20 protein-coding genes are annotated in these 18,742 nt (G+C 28.8%); 19 read left to right on the top strand and 1 reads right to left on the bottom strand.

The window, feature by feature from the left end:
* Position 1 precedes the first annotated feature (1 nt).
* The 10 genes from rbfA (at position 2) to recA (ending at position 10,702) form a co-directional block, all read left to right on the top strand.
* Positions 2-385 (top strand): 30S ribosome-binding factor RbfA, encoded by a 384-nt coding sequence (gene rbfA / locus HMPREF2782_RS04795; protein ID WP_004838374.1) that lies wholly within the window; start codon positions 2-4, stop codon positions 383-385.
* Positions 363-1,343: a DHH family phosphoesterase gene (locus HMPREF2782_RS04790; RefSeq protein WP_070641264.1), complete on the top strand. Its 981-nt coding sequence runs from the start codon at positions 363-365 to the stop codon at positions 1,341-1,343. The genes rbfA and HMPREF2782_RS04790 overlap by 23 nt, the downstream gene beginning before the upstream one ends.
* Positions 1,336-2,220, top strand: a complete 885-nt coding sequence (truB, locus tag HMPREF2782_RS04785; RefSeq protein ID WP_070641262.1) for a tRNA pseudouridine(55) synthase TruB — start codon at positions 1,336-1,338, stop codon at positions 2,218-2,220. The genes HMPREF2782_RS04790 and truB overlap by 8 nt, the downstream gene beginning before the upstream one ends.
* Positions 2,210-3,151, top strand: a complete 942-nt coding sequence (locus HMPREF2782_RS04780; RefSeq protein WP_070641260.1) for a bifunctional riboflavin kinase/FAD synthetase — start codon at positions 2,210-2,212, stop codon at positions 3,149-3,151. Before truB ends, HMPREF2782_RS04780 begins: the two co-directional genes overlap by 11 nt.
* Positions 3,152-3,475: 324 nt before the next feature.
* Positions 3,476-3,991 carry a YbaK/EbsC family protein gene (locus HMPREF2782_RS04775; RefSeq protein ID WP_070641257.1) on the top strand — a complete coding sequence of 172 codons (516 nt, stop codon included), beginning with the start codon at positions 3,476-3,478 and terminating at the stop codon, positions 3,989-3,991.
* Between the two features lie 161 nt (positions 3,992-4,152).
* Positions 4,153-4,419, top strand: a complete 267-nt coding sequence (rpsO, locus tag HMPREF2782_RS04770; RefSeq protein ID WP_004838379.1) for a 30S ribosomal protein S15 — start codon at positions 4,153-4,155, stop codon at positions 4,417-4,419.
* Positions 4,420-4,467: 48 nt separating this feature from the next.
* Positions 4,468-6,576, top strand: coding sequence for a polyribonucleotide nucleotidyltransferase (locus HMPREF2782_RS04765; protein WP_070641255.1), 2,109 nt, complete (start codon positions 4,468-4,470; stop codon positions 6,574-6,576).
* Between the two features lie 188 nt (positions 6,577-6,764).
* On the top strand, positions 6,765-9,026 hold the full coding sequence (locus tag HMPREF2782_RS04760) for a DNA translocase FtsK (protein WP_070641254.1): 2,262 nt from the start codon (positions 6,765-6,767) through the stop codon (positions 9,024-9,026).
* A gap of 1 nt (position 9,027) precedes the next feature.
* Complete coding sequence (gene pgsA, locus HMPREF2782_RS04755; RefSeq protein WP_004838382.1) at positions 9,028-9,558, top strand: CDP-diacylglycerol--glycerol-3-phosphate 3-phosphatidyltransferase; 531 nt, start codon at positions 9,028-9,030, stop codon at positions 9,556-9,558.
* Between the two features lie 73 nt (positions 9,559-9,631).
* A complete protein-coding gene (gene recA / locus HMPREF2782_RS04750) occupies positions 9,632-10,702 on the top strand; it encodes a recombinase RecA (RefSeq protein WP_070641252.1) in 1,071 nt (356 codons plus the stop codon).
* A 66-nt stretch (positions 10,703-10,768) separates the two neighbouring features.
* Here recA and HMPREF2782_RS04745 read toward each other — a convergent pair whose 3' ends face one another.
* Complete coding sequence (locus tag HMPREF2782_RS04745) at positions 10,769-11,812, bottom strand: DNA polymerase IV (RefSeq protein ID WP_070641250.1); 1,044 nt, start codon at positions 11,810-11,812, stop codon at positions 10,769-10,771.
* Between the two features lie 101 nt (positions 11,813-11,913).
* On the opposite strand from HMPREF2782_RS04745, the gene HMPREF2782_RS04740 reads away from it, so the two are divergent.
* From HMPREF2782_RS04740 to lysS, 9 genes are all read left to right on the top strand, one after another.
* The gene (locus tag HMPREF2782_RS04740; protein WP_004838385.1) at positions 11,914-12,159 is read left to right on the top strand and encodes an RNA-binding S4 domain-containing protein; all 246 of its coding nucleotides are present in this window, start codon (positions 11,914-11,916) and stop codon (positions 12,157-12,159) included.
* Positions 12,152-12,469: an FtsB family cell division protein gene (locus HMPREF2782_RS04735; RefSeq protein ID WP_004838386.1), complete on the top strand. Its 318-nt coding sequence runs from the start codon at positions 12,152-12,154 to the stop codon at positions 12,467-12,469. Before HMPREF2782_RS04740 ends, HMPREF2782_RS04735 begins: the two co-directional genes overlap by 8 nt.
* Positions 12,441-13,829 carry a tRNA lysidine(34) synthetase TilS gene (tilS, locus tag HMPREF2782_RS04730; RefSeq protein ID WP_070641248.1) on the top strand — a complete coding sequence of 463 codons (1,389 nt, stop codon included), beginning with the start codon at positions 12,441-12,443 and terminating at the stop codon, positions 13,827-13,829. Before HMPREF2782_RS04735 ends, tilS begins: the two co-directional genes overlap by 29 nt.
* Positions 13,826-14,377: a hypoxanthine phosphoribosyltransferase gene (gene hpt / locus HMPREF2782_RS04725; RefSeq protein ID WP_019118025.1), complete on the top strand. Its 552-nt coding sequence runs from the start codon at positions 13,826-13,828 to the stop codon at positions 14,375-14,377. The genes tilS and hpt overlap by 4 nt, the downstream gene beginning before the upstream one ends.
* Before the next feature lie 100 nt (positions 14,378-14,477).
* Positions 14,478-14,969 carry a DUF5673 domain-containing protein gene (locus HMPREF2782_RS04720; protein WP_004838389.1) on the top strand — a complete coding sequence of 164 codons (492 nt, stop codon included), beginning with the start codon at positions 14,478-14,480 and terminating at the stop codon, positions 14,967-14,969.
* A 72-nt stretch (positions 14,970-15,041) separates the two neighbouring features.
* Positions 15,042-15,833, top strand: a complete 792-nt coding sequence (locus tag HMPREF2782_RS04715) for a type III pantothenate kinase (RefSeq protein WP_070641246.1) — start codon at positions 15,042-15,044, stop codon at positions 15,831-15,833.
* Positions 15,811-16,776, top strand: coding sequence for a tRNA dihydrouridine synthase DusB (dusB, locus tag HMPREF2782_RS04710; RefSeq protein ID WP_070641244.1), 966 nt, complete (start codon positions 15,811-15,813; stop codon positions 16,774-16,776). The genes HMPREF2782_RS04715 and dusB overlap by 23 nt, the downstream gene beginning before the upstream one ends.
* A 4-nt stretch (positions 16,777-16,780) precedes the next feature.
* Positions 16,781-17,254 (top strand): transcription elongation factor GreA, encoded by a 474-nt coding sequence (gene greA / locus HMPREF2782_RS04705; RefSeq protein ID WP_004838392.1) that lies wholly within the window; start codon positions 16,781-16,783, stop codon positions 17,252-17,254.
* An 8-nt stretch (positions 17,255-17,262) separates the two neighbouring features.
* On the top strand, positions 17,263-18,742 hold a 1,480-nt coding region (gene lysS / locus HMPREF2782_RS04700), incomplete at its 3' end, for a lysine--tRNA ligase (protein ID WP_070641242.1).

The following is an 18,742-nucleotide window of genomic DNA, read 5'->3' as shown; positions in this document are numbered from 1 at the left end:
AATGGATAAAAGAAGAACCTTAAAAATATCTTCACAAATGCAAAAAGAATTATCAAAAATTTTGGCAGAAGATATTAATGATCCAAGATTATCAGATAATGTAATAGTTTCTATAACTGAAGTAGAAGTTACAAATGACTTATCCTATGCTGATATTTTTGTTTCAGTTTTGGGAGATGAAAACAAAAAAGAATCTGTAATAGAAGCTCTCGATCAAGCAAAAGGATATATGAAAAAATTAATTGGCGAGAGAATGAGATTAAGATCTATGCCAGAATTTAGGTTTAAATATGACAATTCTATCGAACATGGCGTGTATATGGATAAGCTAATTGCTGAAACCATAAAAAGGGATGAAAAAAATGCCAAAAATCGAGAAGATTAGCCAAAAAGAATTAGAAAATTTTAAAAAATTTATTGATGAGGCTGACACAATTGCGATTTCAGCTCATATAAATCCAGATGGAGATGCCCTAGGATCAGCTCTTGGTCTTAGGAAATCTCTTGAGCTTTATGGAAAAAAATCTGATGTTATAAAAATTAGCGAAGTAGATGATTATTTAAAATTTTTACCACAAATTGATTTTTATAAAAATCCTAGCAAAAAAGAATATGATTTGTTTATTATTGTTGATTGTTCAGAATTTGATAGGATTGATAAGGCAATAGAAATTTGTAAAAAATCTAAAAAAGTTCTTGTAATTGACCATCATGAAGGTGGCTCTATCAAAACAGATTTAAATATAATTCATTCAGATTCTCCTGCAAGTTGTGAGCTTGTTTATGAAATTATAAAAAGATTAAAGCTTCCGATTGATAAAGAAATTGCTACACTTTTGTATGCTGGCTTGGTTACGGATACTGGTAGATTTTTATATTCAAATATAAGTGAACTAACTTTTTATACTGCAGCAGAGCTTTATAAGATTGGGGCAGATTTTGAAACGATTTATAAAAATCTCTACCAAAATAAAGAAATTTCAAAATTACAATTTGAAAATCATCTTTTAAACAAAGTAGAATTTAAAAAGCCTTATGCTCTTGTTGGAGTAAGTCAAAAAACTTGTAAAGATTTTGGCGTACAAATGGGCGATAGTGAATCGGTTGTAAATATGCTTAGAGATTTAAAGGGAATAGAAGTAGCTTGTCTTGTAAAAGAATATGGAGAAAATGAATTTAAAATTTCTTTAAGGAGCAAAGATTATCTTGATGTTTCTAAAATTGCAAGAGATAATGGTGGTGGTGGCCACATTAGAGCTTCTGGATTTACAATAAATACAGATTCAATGGATAAGGCTTTAAATATAATGAAAAAAATTTTAGAAGAGGCAATAAATGACTAGTGGAATTTTGTTAATTGATAAAAGTACAGGAATGTCATCAGGAAAATGTGTATATCAAGCAAGAAAAAAACTAGGCATAAAAAAAATAGGCCATGCAGGAACTCTTGATCCTCTTGCAACTGGTCTTTTGCCACTTTTAATTAACAAAGCAACAAGAGTTTCAGATTTTTTAATGGATGAGGTTAAAATCTATGAAACTCTTGCATTTTTTGGGCAAAAAACAGATACCCAAGATATTACAGGGGAAATTTTAGAAAAATCTTCAAAAACTTTTGAAAAAAAAGATTTGGAAAAGGCAATAAAAGAAAATTTTTTGGGAGAAATTTTCCAAACTCCTCCTATGTATTCAGCTTTAAAACAAAATGGCAAAAAATTATATGAGCTTGCAAGAGAAGGAAAAATTGTAGAAAGAAAACAAAGAAGAATTAAAGTTTATGATTTTGAAATCCTAGATTTTGATTTTCCTTATGCAAGATTTAAAATAACTTGTTCAAAAGGAACCTATATAAGAAGTCTTGTAAATGATTTGGGAGAAGTTTTAAAATCATTTGCCACAGTAAAAGAACTTAGAAGGCTTAAAGTTGGAAATTTTGATGTAAAAGATGCCATAAAAATTGAAGATTTTGAAAAAAAAGATCTTGATAAGCTTTTAAAAAAGCTTATTCCAATTGATGATGCCCTAAATCAATATGAAAAAATAATTTTGGATAAGTCTTATTACAAACAAGCTACAAATGGGATGACTATGAAAATTGATCTTGGAAAAAATTTTGATGGACTTATTAGAGTTTATGTAGAAGATTTATTCATTGGGCTTGGAGAATATAAAAATAAAAACAAGACTTTGAAGTTAAAGAAGGTGTTTTATGAAGGATAATATAAAAATATTTGACCTAGATTTTAATGAATTTGACTTATCGCCAAAGGCAGTAAGCCTTGGAAATTTTGACGGAGTCCACAAGGGTCATCAAAAACTTATGAAAGAAAATATAAAAATTTCAAAAGCAAAAAATCTTACCCCATCTGTATTATTATTTAAAGAAAACACCAAAAATATCCTAAATGGAGAAAGAGAATATCTTACAAGTCTTGAAGATAAAATAGAAATTTTGAAAAATTTGGGCATAGAATGTTTTTGCCTTTTGGAATTTTCAGACAAATTTAAAGATCTATCTCCTTACGAATTTATTGAAGAAATTTTATATAAAAAATTAAATACCAAATATGTAATAGTTGGAGATAATTATAGGTTTGGAAAAATGGCAAAAGGAGATATAAAAACTTTAAAAAAATATGAGGAAGATTTTGCCTACAAAACAAAAGTAGTAGATTTTGAGCTTGATGAAGGAAAAATTATAAATTCCACAGACATAAGACAAATGGTAAGAGAAGGAAAAATTGAAAAAGCCAACAAAGACTTGGGACATCCTTTTAAAATGCAAGGAAAAGTTATAAAAGGTGCCCAAAGAGGAAGACTTTTAAATTTCCCAACAGCAAATCTAAAGCCATCATTCAAATACGTTACAGCAAAATCTGGAGTTTATTTTACCAGAGTAAATATAGACAGAAATATTTATTATGCCCTAACAGATATAGGAACAAATCCAACCTTTGAAAATAAAAAAATGAAAATTGAAACTTATATAATGGATTTTTCAAAAGATATATATGGAAAAAATATAAGCATAGAATTTTTAGAATATCTAAGACCTGATTATAAATTTAATTCTCCTGAAGAATTAATCGCACAAATGGAAAAAGATAAAAAAATAGGAAGAAAATTAATAGAAAAATATAGAAAAGAGTAGGAAACTGCTCTTTAATAATGTAAACAAATCCTCAAGCACGAACATCTGACTCCAAAAATTGTTGATTTCTAAATTTTAAAATTCTAAAATCGCAAACTCGCTAACGCTCAAACAGTGCGATTTTTGACGAATTTTCAAATTTGAAATCAAATCAATTTTTTCCGTATGATATTCTTAGCGTGAGGATTTGAATACATTGAAAGCAATCTAAAGAGAGGTAACTGCTCTTTTTTTTGTGCCCAAATTTATTTTTAATACTATTGGGTATTTATAATATAGAATTTAAAATTGTTATTTGGAAAATTTTAAAAAAAGGAGATTATTATGAGTAGTTCAAAAAAAGTATTTGATAGACTTAATAAATTAAATATAAAATATGATATGGTAGAACATCCTCCAGCTGAAACTACAGAAGAAGCTGATAAATATATTGAAGGAAAAAAAGGTGCAAGGACAAAAAATCTTTTTTTGGCTAATAGAAAAAATAGACAATATTATTTGATAGTTATGGATGATAAAAAAATGATTAGCTTAAAAGATTATAATAAATTATTAAATGAAAAAGGAATGCACTTTCTTGATCCGAAAAAAGTTTATGAAATAATGGAGCAAGAAGTAGGAATTATATCAGTTTTTGGTTTGATGAATACAAATGAAAATATAAAAGTGTTCTTTGATAAAGATATGATAGAAGAAAATGATCTTATGACCTTTCATCCAGACGACAACACTAAAACTCTTTTTATAAAAAACGAAGATATTTTCAAATTAGTAAAAGACTGTGGATATGATTATGAAATTTTTGATTTTAAAGCAGGAATTAATGAATTAGATTTTTAAAAAATTGGGATTAATTTTATTTTTAAATAAATAAAATTAATATGCAATTTTTTCTTTGCAAAAATAAAGATATTTGGTATAATATCAAAGATACCTTAACTATGGACTAAGTTTCCTCGGACTATTTCATGGTTATGGCGAATAAATTTTAGGAGGATTTTATGTTAAATAAAGATCAAAAAACAGAAATTATTAAACAATTTCAAAAAGACGAAAAAGATACTGGTTCACCAGAAGTTCAAATTGCTATTCTTACTCAAAGAATCAAAGAACTTACTGAACATTTAAAGGCAAACAAAAAAGACCACTCATCAAGAAGAGGACTTTTCAAAATGATTAGACGTAGAAAAGGTCTTTTAAATTACTTAATGGAAAATGATATTGAAAGATATCGTGAAGTTATTGAAAAACTTGGATTAAGAAAATAGTTAAATATGACGGGACTTATCCCGTCTTTTTTGTAGTTAGGAGAAAAAATGGAAAAAACTTATGAATATAAGTCACAAAATGGTTCCGATCTTTCTATAACAATCGGAAAAGTTGCTGAGCAAACTAATGGCGAATGTTTAATTAGAACAGGCGATACAATTTTATTAGTTACTGCTGTTGCAAGTGACAAGCCAAGAGAGGGAATTGATTTTTTCCCACTTATTTGTGATTATCAAGAAAAACTTTATGCAGTTGGGAAAATTCCTGGTGGATTTATAAAAAGAGAAGGTAAGGCATCAGACAATGCTATTCTAATTTCTCGTCAAATGGATAGACCTTTAAGACCTTTGTTTCCAGAAAATTTTTACAATGATGTACAAGTAATTGCAACCCCATTTTCAGTAGATGAAGATAATGAACCTGATTGTATGACAACAATCGGTGCATCTATTGCTCTTGGAATTTCTGATATTCCTTTTTATGGACCAGTTGCTGCTGTTTCTGTTGGATATGTTGATGGAAAATTTATTGTGAATCCAAATAAAGACCAAAGAGAAAAATCATCTCTTGATTTAACAGTTGCAGGTACTGCTGATGCAATTAACATGGTTGAAGCTGGTGCAAATGAATTATCAGAAGATGAAATGCTTGAAGCTATGATGGTAGCTCATGCAGAAATTAAAGAAATTTGCGCTTTTATCCAAACAATTATTGATGATATTGGCAAGGAAAAAATGGAAGTTTGTGAAGAAGTTGAAACTGAACTTCAAAGAAAAATTAAAGATAAATACACACAAGATATTAAAAATTCTATAAGAACAACTGATAAGGTTCAAAGAGAAGATGATATTAACGAAATAGAAGAAAAATGTAGGGAAGATTTCTTAGAGGAATTTCCAGAAAGTGAAGATGAAATTCACAAAACTGTAGATTCTATTATGAAAAAAGAAGTTAGAAGAATGATTTCAATTGATAAAATAAGACCTGATGGACGTAAGATGGATGAAATTCGTCCTTTATCTGCAGAAGCTGGGCTTTTGCCAAGAGCTCACGGTTCTGGATTATTCCAAAGAGGTCAAACTCAAGTTTTATCAGTTCTAACATTAGGATCTCCTGGGGAAGAACAAGTAATTGATTCAATGAACAGAGAAGAAATTACAAAAAGATATATTCATCAATATAATTTCCCACCATTTTGCGTTGGAGATATTAGACCACTAAGAGGACCTGGAAGACGTGAAGTTGGACATGGACATTTGGCTGAGAGAGCTTTAATTCCAGTTTTGCCTGATACAAATGATTTTCCTTACACAATAAGAGTAGTAAGTGAAGTTTTATCATCAAACGGTTCATCATCACAAGCATCAATTTGCGGTTCGACTTTATCACTTATGGATGCAGGAGTTCCAATTAAAAAACCTGTTGCAGGAATTGCTATGGGCTTAATCAAAGAAGAAAATTCAATTTCAATTCTTACAGACATTCAAGGACTTGAAGATCATCTTGGAGATATGGACTTTAAAGTTGCTGGAACAAAAGATGGAATTACTGCTCTTCAAATGGATATGAAAATTTCTGGAATAAATAAAGGAGTTTTAGAAGAAGCCTTGGCTGATGCTCATAAGGCAAGACTTAAAATTCTTGATGTAATAACATCAGCAATTGACAAGCCAAGAGAGGACTTATCAAAATATGCCCCAAGAATTTTTTCAATAGATATTGATCCAGAAAAAGTTAGAGATGTAATTGGTGCCGGCGGAAAAACAATCAACAAAATAATTGATGCAACTGGTGTAAAAATTGAAACTGAAGACAATGGACACATAACAGTTGCAAGCAATGATGGAGAAAGCGGAAAAAAAGCTATCCAAATGATTAAATCAATTGTAACTGATCCAAAAGCTGGCGATATTTATGAAGGCGAAGTAAAAAGAATAATGAACTTTGGTGCCTTTGTAGAAATTGCAATTGGCAAAGAAGGACTTTTACACATATCTCAAATTGATACAAAAAGAACTGAAAAAGTTGAAGATGTTTTAAAAATTGGAGATAAGGTAAGAGTAAAAGTTACAGAAATTGATAGGCAAGGAAGAATCAATCTTTCAAGAAAAGCCCTATTAATTGAAGAAGAAAAAAAACAATCTAAAGAAGACTAAGTCTTAAAAGATTTTATAAACTAACTACAAAAAATTATGGTTAAAATGAATTAATTATTTTTCTTGTGCGAAAATTTTTAATTCATTTTGCACCATAAATAAAATTTTGTAGAAGTTAAAAGAAGGCTGCCATTTATTAGGCAGTTTATTTATTTTCTCCTTTGTTATATAATCTATGTGAGGTGAATATGGCAAATACAAATTCAAATAGAAAAAGAAAAAAATCTAAATATTCAAAAAAATCTGCAAATAGAAAATTTAATAAGAAATCATTTTCTATATTTTTTATGTTTATCTCTCTAATAGGATTAATATTTTTAATACTTCCAAATACTGGAAGATTGGGAGATTTTATTACATATACAAATTTTAGAATTTTTGGATTTATGTCTTACTTTGTTTTTATTTTTGTTTTTATAAGTTTTTTATTTGTATTTATGGATAAGTTAAAAAAAAATTTTAGGATATTTAATATTTTATTTATCCTGATTTTATTAACTATGGCAATTTTATCTATGAAATTTTTGGATAAAACTTTGTCCCTATCAATTAAAAATGCTGAAAGAATGATAAGAGAATCTGGTGGCATTTTGGGAGTAAATATTAGTTTTTATCTAGAAAGGCTTATAGGTAGTGCAGGAATAATAATTTTATATATTATTTTTTGGATTTCTTTAATTAAAAATTTATTAGGCATATCTTATAAGGACTTAATTACAAAGACCAAAGAAAAAACTGTAATTTTTGGAAATTTTATTGGAAAAAACTATATGAAAATTTCCAACAAAATAAAAACCTACTTTAGAGAAAAAAAGCTTAAAAAAATTAGAAATAATAGAGAAAACAAAAAAAGAGAAGATATAGATAAAAAAGAAGATTTAAGCAAAAATAAAGTTATAAAGATTGAAGAAGAAGTAGAAAAAGAAAATAAGGATGATTTTGACCAAAGATTTGAAAAGGCAAAAATAAATTCCTACAAATCAAAACAAGTCGATTTATCAGATTTTGACCAAACTTTTAAGGAAGAATATACTTTAAATTATAAATTTCCAAAACTAGATCTTCTTGATGATAGAGATGATGATAGCGAGCTTGACCAAAATGATATAAAAGATAAGGCGAGAAGGATTGAGGAGTGCTTGGATTCTTTTGGTATAAAATCAAAAGTTGTTCAAATTAATATCGGACCAAGCGTAACCTGTTTTGAATTAAAACCTCAAAGAGGTGTAAAAGTTTCAAAAATTTTAAATTTATCTGATGATTTATCCCTTGCACTTGCGACAAGCGATATAAGAATTGAAGCACCAATTCCAGGCAAAAGTCACGTTGGAATAGAAGTTCCAAATTCACAAAAAGAAGTTGTTGGCTTAAAAGAAATGATTGCAAGCGAAGAGTTTATGAAAAGCACTAAGGAACTTCCTTTTGTTTTGGGAAAATCTATATCAGGATTGCCAAAAGTTTCTGCAATAGAAAAAATGCCCCATCTTCTTGTATCTGGTGCGACAGGATCTGGAAAAAGTGTTTGTATAAATACGATTATAATGTCAATTTTATATAAGCATTCGCCAGATGAAGTTAAATTACTTTTGATAGATCCGAAAATCGTAGAGCTTTCAATTTATAATGGAATTCCTCATTTAATTATGCCAGTTATAACTGATCCAAAAAAAGCATCGTCTTCATTATTTTGGGCAATTAGGGAAATGGAAAGACGTTATAAATTATTTGAAGAAAATCACGTAAGAGATATTTCATCATACAGAGATTTATCAGAAATTGATGAAAATATAGAAAAACTTCCTTATGTTGTTATAATAATAGATGAGTTATCAGATTTAATGATGACAGCAGCAAGTGAAGTTGAAGATTATATTACAAGACTTGCTCAAAAATCTAGAGCTTGTGGAATTCATTTGATAATTGCAACTCAAAGGCCAACAGTTGATGTTATAACTGGAACAATCAAGGCAAATATTCCATCAAGAATTGCTTTTGCAGTTACAAGTCAAATTGATTCAAGAACAATTCTTGATATGAGCGGAGCAGAAACTTTGCTTGGAAAAGGAGATATGTTATTTTCTCCATCAGATGCAATGAAGCCTATGAGAATTCAGGGAGCTTTTGTATCGGATTCTGAAGTTTTGAGAGTTGTAAATTATATAAAACAAACTCGCGAAGAAGAATACGATAAAAAAGCTATGGAAACTGTTGAGGAAAAAACAAAAATTGTTGAAAATGATGATGAAGATGAATTAATTGATGAGGCAATAGAAATTATTATAAATGAAAACACTGCTTCAGTTTCTCTTTTGCAAAGAAAATTAAAAGTAGGATATGCTAGAGCTGGGAGAATAATTGACCAATTGGAAGCTCGTGGCGTAATCGGTGGTTACGAGGGCAGTAAGCCTAGAAAAGTTTTGGTAGATCATAGCTATTTAGAAGGAGAGTAATATGAATATAGCAAATAAAGTTACAACCGTAAGAATGATTTTGGTGCCAGTATTTGTGGTATTATATTTAATTTTTGGTAGAATGTATAATGTTGCTGCAATTTTATATGCAGTTGCATCTTTGACAGATGCTCTTGATGGACATCTTGCAAGAAGTAGAAATTTGGTTACAACTTTTGGGAAATTTATGGATCCATTAGTAGATAAAATTTTGACTATGGCAGGATTTGTTTTATTGACAGCAACAAATATAATCCCAAGCTGGGCAGTTATTTTAATAATTTCAAGAGAGCTAATTATTACAGGGCTTAGAACACTTGCAGCAAGCAATAATATAACAATTGCAGCAAGCAAGGGCGGAAAAGCAAAAACAATGAGCCAATGCGTATCTACTGTAATGCTATTATTAAATAATCCTACATTAAATTCAATAGGTCTTGTTTTATTTTATGTAGCAGTTGTATTGACAGTGCTTTCAGGAATTGATTATTTAGTTAAAAATAAAAAAGTTTTAAATTTAGACGATATATAAATTTTAAAGAAAATTTTTTAGATTTTTGAAGACAAATTTTATTTTTAAATTTATAAAATAGGAAGGAAAATATATGGCTAAAGAAAAAGAAAAAAACACAGATAATGATAAAGAAAAAGCCCTAAGCCAAGCTTTTAAAAATATTGAAAAAAAATATGGTAAGGGTGCTATTATGAAAATGGGCGAAGCTCCAAAGGTTGATGTAACTGTAATTCCAACTGGCGCAATAAATCTTGATATTGCTCTTGGAGTTGGTGGACTTCCTAGAGGAAGAGTTATAGAAATATTTGGACCAGAATCTTCTGGTAAAACAACTCTTACTCTTCACTGCATTGCTGAAGATCAAAAATTGGGAAATACTTGTGCCTTTATTGATGCTGAGCATGCTATGGATGCAGAATATGCAAAAAAATTGGGAGTAAATATTGACGAATTAATTTTATCTCAACCAGATACAGGAGAACAAGCGCTAGACATTGCAGAATCTTTGGTAAGATCTGGTGCAGTCGATTTGATTGTTGTCGATTCAGTTGCAGCTCTTGTTCCAAAAGCAGAAATTGAAGGACAAATGGGAGATAGCCACATGGGTCTTCAAGCAAGACTTATGAGCCAAGCTTTGAGAAGGTTAACTGGAATTATTTCAAAAACAAATACCACAGTTATTTTTATAAATCAATTGAGAGAAAAAATTGGAGTTATGTTCGGTAATCCTGAAACAACAACTGGAGGTAAGGCTCTTAAATTTTATTCTTCAGTAAGACTTGATATTAGAAGAATTAAAGGAATCCAACAAGGCGATGATTATATAGGAAATAGAACTAGGGTAAAGGTTGTAAAAAATAAAGTGGCTCCTCCTTTTAAAGTTGTAGAATTTGATATTATGTATGGACAAGGAATTTCAAAATCTGGAGTAATTTTGGATTCTGCCGTTGATGAAGACATAGTAGAAAAAGCAGGAAGCTGGTATTCTTATAATGGAGAAAAACTTGGCCAAGGTAGGGAAAATGTAAAAACATATCTTGAAGAAAACGAAGACATTCTCCACGAAATTGAAGAAAAATTAAGAGAGAATATAAATTCTGACAAAAAAGATTCAAAAGAATCTGGAAATGTTGAAGAAGATTCTGAAAACGAAGAAGAATAAAAAAAATCGCAAGCTAGTAGAAAATTCTATTATCTTGCGTTTTTTTATTTATGAAATTTTAAAAAATTATTTATCGAATAAGCTTAATTGAGTATGATTCTTTTTTGATAAATTTGATAGGGAAATTCCTATAAGCCTTAAATTTTCGTTTGAAATAATTTGGTCTAACAAGTCCTTGGCAATTTCTGTAATATCTTCTTTTTTTGATATTGGAGAAAGTAGGGTGTAGGATTTTGTATGAGTTTTGAAATATTCTGTTTTTATTTTTAAATTTATAGTGTAGGCTTTTATGTCTTTTGCTTTCAAATCTTCTTCGATTTTTTGGGAAATTTCGTCTATATAAGCGTATAAAATTTTTAAATCTTTTGTATTTTTCCTAAAGGTAAATTCTCTGCCTATTGATTTTCTTTTTGTATTTGTTTGAACTTTCCTATTATCTTCGCCTCTAATAACCTTATAAACATATCTTCCTTGCTTGCCAAAAAGTGATTGTAAAAATTCTTGGTCAAGTTTTAACAAATCTGCAATTTTATAAACTCCAATATCTTTTAATTTTTGAACAGACTTATTTCCAAGTCCATGAACTTTTTTAATATCTAAATTTTTTAAAATTTCAGGCACTTCTTCTTTGCTTATTTCTTTTATGCCCATTGGTTTATTCCAGTCGCTTGCAAGTTTTGCCAAAAATTTATTGTAAGAAATTCCAATTGATACTCCAATTCCCGTTTTTTTTAAAACTTGATTTTGAATTTTTTGAGCTAAAATATTTTTATCTTCATTATTGTCTATAAAAATATATGCCTCATCAATTGAAACTTGTTCTATTGTATGAGAATAAGATTCTATAATATCAAAAACCTCTATGGATTTTTTCTTGTAATATTTTCTGTCGACTTTTACCATAATTAAATCTGGACAAAGTTGTTTGGCAATAAAAACTGGCATGGCAGAATGGATTCCATATTCTCTTGCCTTATAATTTGCTGTTGTAATTATTGATTTATTTGAAAGACCGCCGACAGCCATTGGGAATTTTTTTAAATTTGGATTTCTAAGCTCTTCGCATGATGCGTAAAAGGCGTCGCAGTCTATATGAAAAATTTTATTCATAATATCACCATTACAATTATACTCATAATAAAAAATAAATGAAATTGTTTTATTATGGACTAAATGGGTCTTTATTTGTTATAATTAATTAAGGTGATTTAATGAGAATAGATAAATTTTTAAAAAATTCAAGAATAATTAAAAGAAGGCAGGTTGCAAAAGACGCTTGCCTAAATGAAAGAGTAAAAATAAATGGTAATATTGCCAAGGCAGGAAGTGATGTAGAATGTGGAGATATAGTTGAAATTTGCTTTGGAAAAAGCAATTTAAAAGTAAAAGTTCTTGACTTGATTGATGGTGCTAAAAAAAATGATGCAAGTGAAATGTATGAGGTTATAGATGAATAAATGTGAAAAATACCTTAAAAATAGGTCAAAAAAGAATAAAAGATTTTTGATGGGAAGTATCCTTGTTTTTGTATTAGTATTTGTTTTGTCAAAATCATTTAATAGCAAAGTAAATGCACAAATTGTGGATTTAAATGCTAATATTAAAACAACAAACAGCAAAATTTCTAGCATAAGAGGAGAAATTGACTCTATAAAAGAAGACTATGAAAATAGAAATACAGATGAGTACAAGGAAAAAATAGCTAGAGAAAAATTAGGTATGCTTAAGAAAGACGAATATGTGTACAAAGACGAAAATAATAAATAAGTTTAAGTCCAAAATAGAAAAAAATAATCTAATAGAAAAAAATGATACCATAATTGTTGGAGCAAGCGGTGGCCCTGATAGTCAATTTTTAATTTATTTGTTAAATGAAGTAAAAGATTACTACAAAATAAATATAGTTCTTGCCCACCTAAATCATCTGCATAGGCTTGATGCAAATGAGGATGAAAAATTAGTTGAAAAAACAGGAGAAAAATTGGGATTTAAAACATTTATAGACCATAAGTCTATGGATGATTACGCAAAAAAAGAAAAAATTTCAGCAGAAAATGCTGGAAGAATTTTAAGGTATGATTTTTTTAGGTCAATAAAAAATAAATACAAAAATGCAAATATAGCAGTTGCCCACAACAAAGACGATCAGGCAGAAACGGTTCTTATGAGAATAATAAGAGGATCAGGTCTTGATGGACTTAGGGCAATGGATTATAAGAACAAAGATATAATTAGACCAATAATGGACTTTACTAAAAGTGAAATTTTGGAATTTTTAGATGAAGAAAAAATTTCCTATCACATAGACTATACAAATTTGGAAACTGATTATACCAGAAATAAAATTAGACTAGAAATAATACCAGAAATTGAAAAAATAAATCCGAATTTCAAAAATTCTTTAATTTCCTTATCAGAAATTGCAAAAAGTGATTATAAAATTATAAGAAAAGTTGAAGACAAAAAGCTAGAAAAAATTCTTATAAAAAAAGATAAAAACCATATTTCTTTTGATAAAAATGAATTTGAGGAAATTTCAGATGCGTTGAAGGCAAGGCTTATAAGAAGGGCTGTAGAATTTTTGTATGGAAATATCAATGATTTTTCAAAAACAAATATAGACGATTTTATAAAAATAAGGTCATTGGAAAATGGGAAAAAAATTATTAAAGATGATTTAATTTTTGAAAAAAATTATAGGTCTTATGATTTTTACATAAAAAGAAAAACTATTGAAAAAAATTTAAAAGAAATCTATATGAATTTAAATGATAAGAAAATTTTTGGAAATTATAAATTTAAAACAGCTCTTGTTTCTTATGATTTTTATAAAAATTCTAGCAAAAAAAATAGAGTTTTTTATAGTTTGGAAAATTTAGATGATATTTCAATAAAAATCAGGTATAGAGTAAATGGCGATTATTTTACAGCAATGAAAAATGGAAAAAGAAAAAAACTCAAAGATTTCTTTATTGATGAAAAAATTGATAGAAAAGATAGGGACAAAATTCCACTTTTATTTTTAAACAACAAGCTAGCATGGATTGTTGGAAAAAGAAGAAGTGAGGATTTTAAAGTAAAATATGACGATACGAATATTTTAATGGTAAGTGTGGAGGAGTTATGAAAATTGATTTAGAAGATGTAATAGACCAAGTACTAATTGATGAAGAAAGTTTAAATAAAAGAATAAAACAGCTTGCAGGTCAAATAAACGAATATTATTTAGACAAAAATGAGCTTGTACTTGTGGGAATTCTAAAAGGTTCAATTATGTTTATGGCTGAACTTGCCAAAAATATTAAATTAGATTGTACTTTAGAATTTATGGATGTTTCATCTTACGAAAATGGCACACAATCTTCAGGAAATGTAAAAATAATAAAAGATTTGGATACAGATATTACTGGAAAAGAAGTTTTATTAGTTGAAGATATAATTGATACAGGAAGAACATTAGATGCCTTGAAAGAGTCTTTAATAAAAAGAGGAGCAAATTCTGTAAAAATTATAACCTTACTTGATAAACCAGAAAGAAGAGAAATAGAAATAAAACCAGATTGGTCTGGCTTTAAAATTCCAAATGAGTTTGTAGTTGGCTACGGACTTGATTATATGCAAATGTATAGAAACCTACCCTTTATTGGGGTTTTAAAAAGAGAAGTTTATGAGTAAAATAAAGATAGAAAAATGTTAAAATCTTATTAAATTTGGCTTTATTTCATTTTTTGAAAAAAGCCTTATTTTTTGAGTTTAAATAAAAATAGGAGGTAATATGAAACAATTTGACAAATTTATTATATTAATTTATGTAGGACTTATAGCATGGCTTGGATTTAAATTATTTAAAAGCAAAAAATCAGTTAAAAATTTACAAGGCGATGTAAAAAGTTTTGGAAAAAGATCATCAACTATGGAATATATTTTGTTTGGGCTTTTAATTGTAACAGGAGCTATAAATTTATTTCAAGGAATCAGAATGAAGAATCAAACAGGTCTTATGACAGCATCTGTAATGATAGTTATGGGCTTAGTATTTTTCCTAAATACAAAAACAAAAATTTATATTGGAGAAAATGGAATTTTATTAAACGATTCATTTTATACTTACAAAGAATTAAAAAAATGGGGCTTTGATAAAGAACGTGGGAATTTGGTAGTAATTACTAGAAAAGACCATCAAGATAATCAAGAATCAGTCCAAGTTAAATTTGAAGATATTGAACAAATAAATACCCTAATAAGAAAATATAAATTAGGTAAATAATCTTGAAAAATCAAACAAGATGATGTATCATATTAGAGTTAATGTTGAGATTATAAAAATTTAGGAGAATATATGCTACTTGTAGTAGATGTCGGCAATACAAACACTGTGATTGGCGTTTACAATAAAAAGAAATTAAAAACAAAATTTAGAATTACAACAAATCAAATTGTAACAAGCGATGAAATAGTTCAAATTCTATATAATTTTTTGGCAATTCATAAAATTGATAAAGATAATATAGAAGATACAATAATATCATCAGTAGCACCCGATGTTTTATATTCATGGCAATCTGCAAATAGAAAATTTTTTGGAAGAGAAGCTATGATTGTAGGAATAGGCACAAAAACTGGAATTGATATAAAATATGATAATCCAAGAGAAGTTGGTGCTGACAGGGTAGTAGATGCTGTAGCAGCTTACGAAATGTATGGAGGACCTACTATAGTAGTTGATCTTGGAACTGCATCAACATTCGATGTTGTAAATAAACATGGACAATATTTGGGAGGATCTATTGCACCAGGACTCAAAACAAGTCTTGATGCTTTGATAGATAGAACAGCTCAACTTCCAAGAATCGAATTGCATGATCCATCATCAGCGATTGCAAAAAATACATCAGAATCAATAAATGCTGGAATGGTTTTTGGATATATTGGTTTGATTGATGGAATAATAGAACAGTTGATAAAAGAAATTATAAAAAAAGAAAAAATAACAAAAGAAGAAATAAATATAGTTTCAACTGGAGGATATTCTGAATTATTGGCATCAGAGTCCAGATACATCGAAATTGTAGAAAATGACCTAACCTTAGAAGGTTTAAGATTGATTTATGAGAGAACAATTAAAAAATAAACAAATAATGTTGGCACCCTTGGCTGGGGTGAGTGATGTTGGTTTTAGGTTGATTGCAGAAAAATACGGAGCAGACAAAACCTTTACAGAAATGGTTTCAGTAAATGCTCTTTATTATGACAATAAAAAAACTGACGATTTGTTGTTTATTTCTGAAAATGAAAAAAATTGTAACATACAAATTTTTGGTTCAAAACCTGACATAATTGAAAAAGTAGTAAAAGATAAAATAAATCCAATTGAAAAGTCAAAAGAAATTTCTTTTAATATGGGCTGTCCCGTAGCAAAAATTACAAAAAACGGCGAAGGAAGTGCCCTTATGGCAAAGCCAAAATTAGTTGAAGAAATTTGTAAGACTTTGAGAAAATCTACTGACAAAAAAATAAATATCAAATTTAGATTAGGAATTGATGGAAAAAATTTAAATTATTTAGAAATAGGAAAAATTGCCCAAGATACTGGAATAGATTATGTGATTTTGCATGCAAGAACAAAAGAACAGATGTATTCAGGAAAAGCTGATTGGAATCATATAAAAATATTAAAAGAAAATCTCTCAATTCCAGTTATAGCAAATGGAGATATATTTTGTGTAGAAGATTTTGTAAAAGTAATTGATAAAACAAAAGCCGATGGGGTAATGCTTGCAAGAGGAGCAATGGGCAATCCTTTTTTATTTAAAGAAATAAAAGATTATATAAATAAGGGATTTTATGAAAAGCCATCTTCCACACAAATAATTGACCAACTTATAGAACAATACAAATTAGAATTAAAATATAAAAAAGAAAAATTGGTAGTAACGCAGATGAGAAAACACCTATCATGGTATATAAAAGGACTTGAAAACTCAAGCAAGATCCGTGATTTGGTTAATAAATTAAATACAATTGAAGAAGTGATGGATGCCTTAGAAAAATATAAATCCACACTGAAAGGATGATAAAATGACAGAACAAAAAGAAGTAATTCTATCAAAAGAATACCTACAAAAATTACAAGACGAACTAGAATATTTAAAGACAAAAAGAAGACCAGAAATAGCAGAAAAAATTAAAGAAGCAAGATCTTTTGGAGATCTTTCAGAAAATGCTGATTACGATGAAGCTAAAAACGAACAAGGCGAAGTCGAATCAAGAATTGCAAAAGTTGAAGATATGATAAGACATGCCAAAACTTTTGAAGATTCTACAAATAAAGATGAAGTTAGCGTAGGAAGTAAAGTTTTAATTCACGATGAAGAATTTGATGAAGATTTGGAATATAAAATAGTAGGAACAGCTGAATCAAATCCACTTGAAGGATTTATTTCAAATGAATCTCCTGTTGGGGAAGCTTTACTTGGAAAGAAAAAAGGCGATAAAGTAGAAGTTGTTACACCAAATGGAAAATGCTACTATACTATTAAAGAAATAAGATAGGAGTAAATATGGATAATAAAAATCAAGACCTTAATGAAATGCTTCAAATTAGGAGGGAAAAGCTTGAAAAATTAAAAGCTGACGGCAAAAACCCACATGAAATTGTAAATTTTAGAAATAGAAGCCTATCCAAAGATATAAAAGATAATTTTGAAGAATTTGAAGGAAAAATCGTAAGAGTTGCTGGAAGAATTATGGCAAGACGTGGCCATGGCAATATGAGCTTTATGGATGTTCAAGATTCTCTTGGACAAATTCAAGTTGTAAATCGTAAAAATATCATGGGAGATAATTTCAAAGAAACAAAAGGCTATGATATTGGAGATATAATTGGAATAGAAGGAAAAGTTTTCAAAACAAATCAAGGCGAAATTTCTATAGAAACAGAACACGCAGATCTTTTGACAAAATCTTTGCAAATTTTACCAGAAAAATGGCACGGACTAAAAGATACAGATATTAGATACAGACAAAGATATGTAGATTTAATTGTAAATCCAGAAGTAAAAGATGTTTTTGTACTTAGAAGTAAAATAATTTCTGAAATTAGAAAATTTTTAGAAAATAGAGGATTTTTGGAAGTTGAAACACCAATATTAAATACAATTGCAGGTGGAGCAAGTGCAAGACCATTTATAACCCACCACAACAGTTTGGATATTGGAATGTATTTAAGAATTGCATCAGAGCTTTATTTAAAAAGATTAATTGTTGGTGGATTCGATAAGGTTTATGAAATAGGCAGAATGTTTAGAAACGAAGGCATGGATGCAACTCATAATCCAGAATTTACAACAATGGAATTATATCAAGCCTATGGCGATTTTGAAGATATGATGGAAATTACAGAAACAATGGTAGAAGAAGTAGCAAACAAAGTAAAAGGAACTACCCTTGTAGAGTTTGATGGAAAAGAAATCGAATTAAAAACTCCTTGGAGAAGAATTTCTATGATTGATGCTGTAAAAGAATATTCTGGAGTGGATTTTAACGAAATTACAGAATATGAAGATGCAGTAAAAATTGCTAAAGAGAAAAATGTAGAAGTAAAATCAACAAGAGGAGAAATAATTGCAGAATTTTTTGATGAATTTGTTGAAGATAAATTAATTCAACCTACATTTGTAATTGATTATCCAGTAGAAATATCTCCGCTTGCAAAAAGAAAAAATGATGACGAAAGCCTAACATATAGGTTTGAAGCTTTTGTAAACGGAGCAGAAATTGCAAATGCCTTCTCAGAATTAAACGATGCAGTTGATCAAAAACAAAGATTTTTAGACCAAGTTGCAAAAAGAGAAGCAGGCGATGATGAAGCTCACATGATGGATTACGATTTTGTAAATGCTCTTGAAGTAGGAATGCCTCCAACAGGTGGACTTGGAATTGGAATTGACAGATTAATAATGATATTAACAGGTCAACGTTCAATAAGAGACGTATTACTTTTCCCAACAATGAAGCCAATAGGCTTAGAAAAGGCAGAAA

Source organism: Anaerococcus sp. HMSC068A02 (genome assembly GCF_001811125.1).
In the GTDB taxonomy this organism is placed as follows: domain Bacteria; phylum Bacillota; class Clostridia; order Tissierellales; family Peptoniphilaceae; genus Anaerococcus; species Anaerococcus vaginalis_C.
This window is presented reverse-complemented; position numbering and strand designations above follow the sequence as displayed.

Excerpts from the sequence above, each read along its gene's own strand:
- rbfA (WP_004838374.1), top strand. The coding sequence starts at position 2 with ATGGATAAAAGAAGAACCTTAAAAATATCTTCACAAATGCAAAAAGAA.
- HMPREF2782_RS04790 (WP_070641264.1), top strand. The coding sequence starts at position 363 with ATGCCAAAAATCGAGAAGATTAGCCAAAAAGAATTAGAAAATTTTAAA.
- truB (WP_070641262.1), top strand. The coding sequence starts at position 1,336 with ATGACTAGTGGAATTTTGTTAATTGATAAAAGTACAGGAATGTCATCA.
- HMPREF2782_RS04780 (WP_070641260.1), top strand. The coding sequence starts at position 2,210 with ATGAAGGATAATATAAAAATATTTGACCTAGATTTTAATGAATTTGAC.
- HMPREF2782_RS04775 (WP_070641257.1), top strand. The coding sequence starts at position 3,476 with ATGAGTAGTTCAAAAAAAGTATTTGATAGACTTAATAAATTAAATATA.
- rpsO (WP_004838379.1), top strand. The coding sequence starts at position 4,153 with ATGTTAAATAAAGATCAAAAAACAGAAATTATTAAACAATTTCAAAAA.
- HMPREF2782_RS04765 (WP_070641255.1), top strand. The coding sequence starts at position 4,468 with ATGGAAAAAACTTATGAATATAAGTCACAAAATGGTTCCGATCTTTCT.
- HMPREF2782_RS04760 (WP_070641254.1), top strand. The coding sequence starts at position 6,765 with ATGGCAAATACAAATTCAAATAGAAAAAGAAAAAAATCTAAATATTCA.
- pgsA (WP_004838382.1), top strand. The coding sequence starts at position 9,028 with ATGAATATAGCAAATAAAGTTACAACCGTAAGAATGATTTTGGTGCCA.
- recA (WP_070641252.1), top strand. The coding sequence starts at position 9,632 with ATGGCTAAAGAAAAAGAAAAAAACACAGATAATGATAAAGAAAAAGCC.
- HMPREF2782_RS04745 (WP_070641250.1), bottom strand. The coding sequence starts at position 11,812 with ATGAATAAAATTTTTCATATAGACTGCGACGCCTTTTACGCATCATGC.
- HMPREF2782_RS04740 (WP_004838385.1), top strand. The coding sequence starts at position 11,914 with ATGAGAATAGATAAATTTTTAAAAAATTCAAGAATAATTAAAAGAAGG.
- HMPREF2782_RS04735 (WP_004838386.1), top strand. The coding sequence starts at position 12,152 with ATGAATAAATGTGAAAAATACCTTAAAAATAGGTCAAAAAAGAATAAA.
- tilS (WP_070641248.1), top strand. The coding sequence starts at position 12,441 with ATGTGTACAAAGACGAAAATAATAAATAAGTTTAAGTCCAAAATAGAA.
- hpt (WP_019118025.1), top strand. The coding sequence starts at position 13,826 with ATGAAAATTGATTTAGAAGATGTAATAGACCAAGTACTAATTGATGAA.
- HMPREF2782_RS04720 (WP_004838389.1), top strand. The coding sequence starts at position 14,478 with ATGAAACAATTTGACAAATTTATTATATTAATTTATGTAGGACTTATA.
- HMPREF2782_RS04715 (WP_070641246.1), top strand. The coding sequence starts at position 15,042 with ATGCTACTTGTAGTAGATGTCGGCAATACAAACACTGTGATTGGCGTT.
- dusB (WP_070641244.1), top strand. The coding sequence starts at position 15,811 with ATGAGAGAACAATTAAAAAATAAACAAATAATGTTGGCACCCTTGGCT.
- greA (WP_004838392.1), top strand. The coding sequence starts at position 16,781 with ATGACAGAACAAAAAGAAGTAATTCTATCAAAAGAATACCTACAAAAA.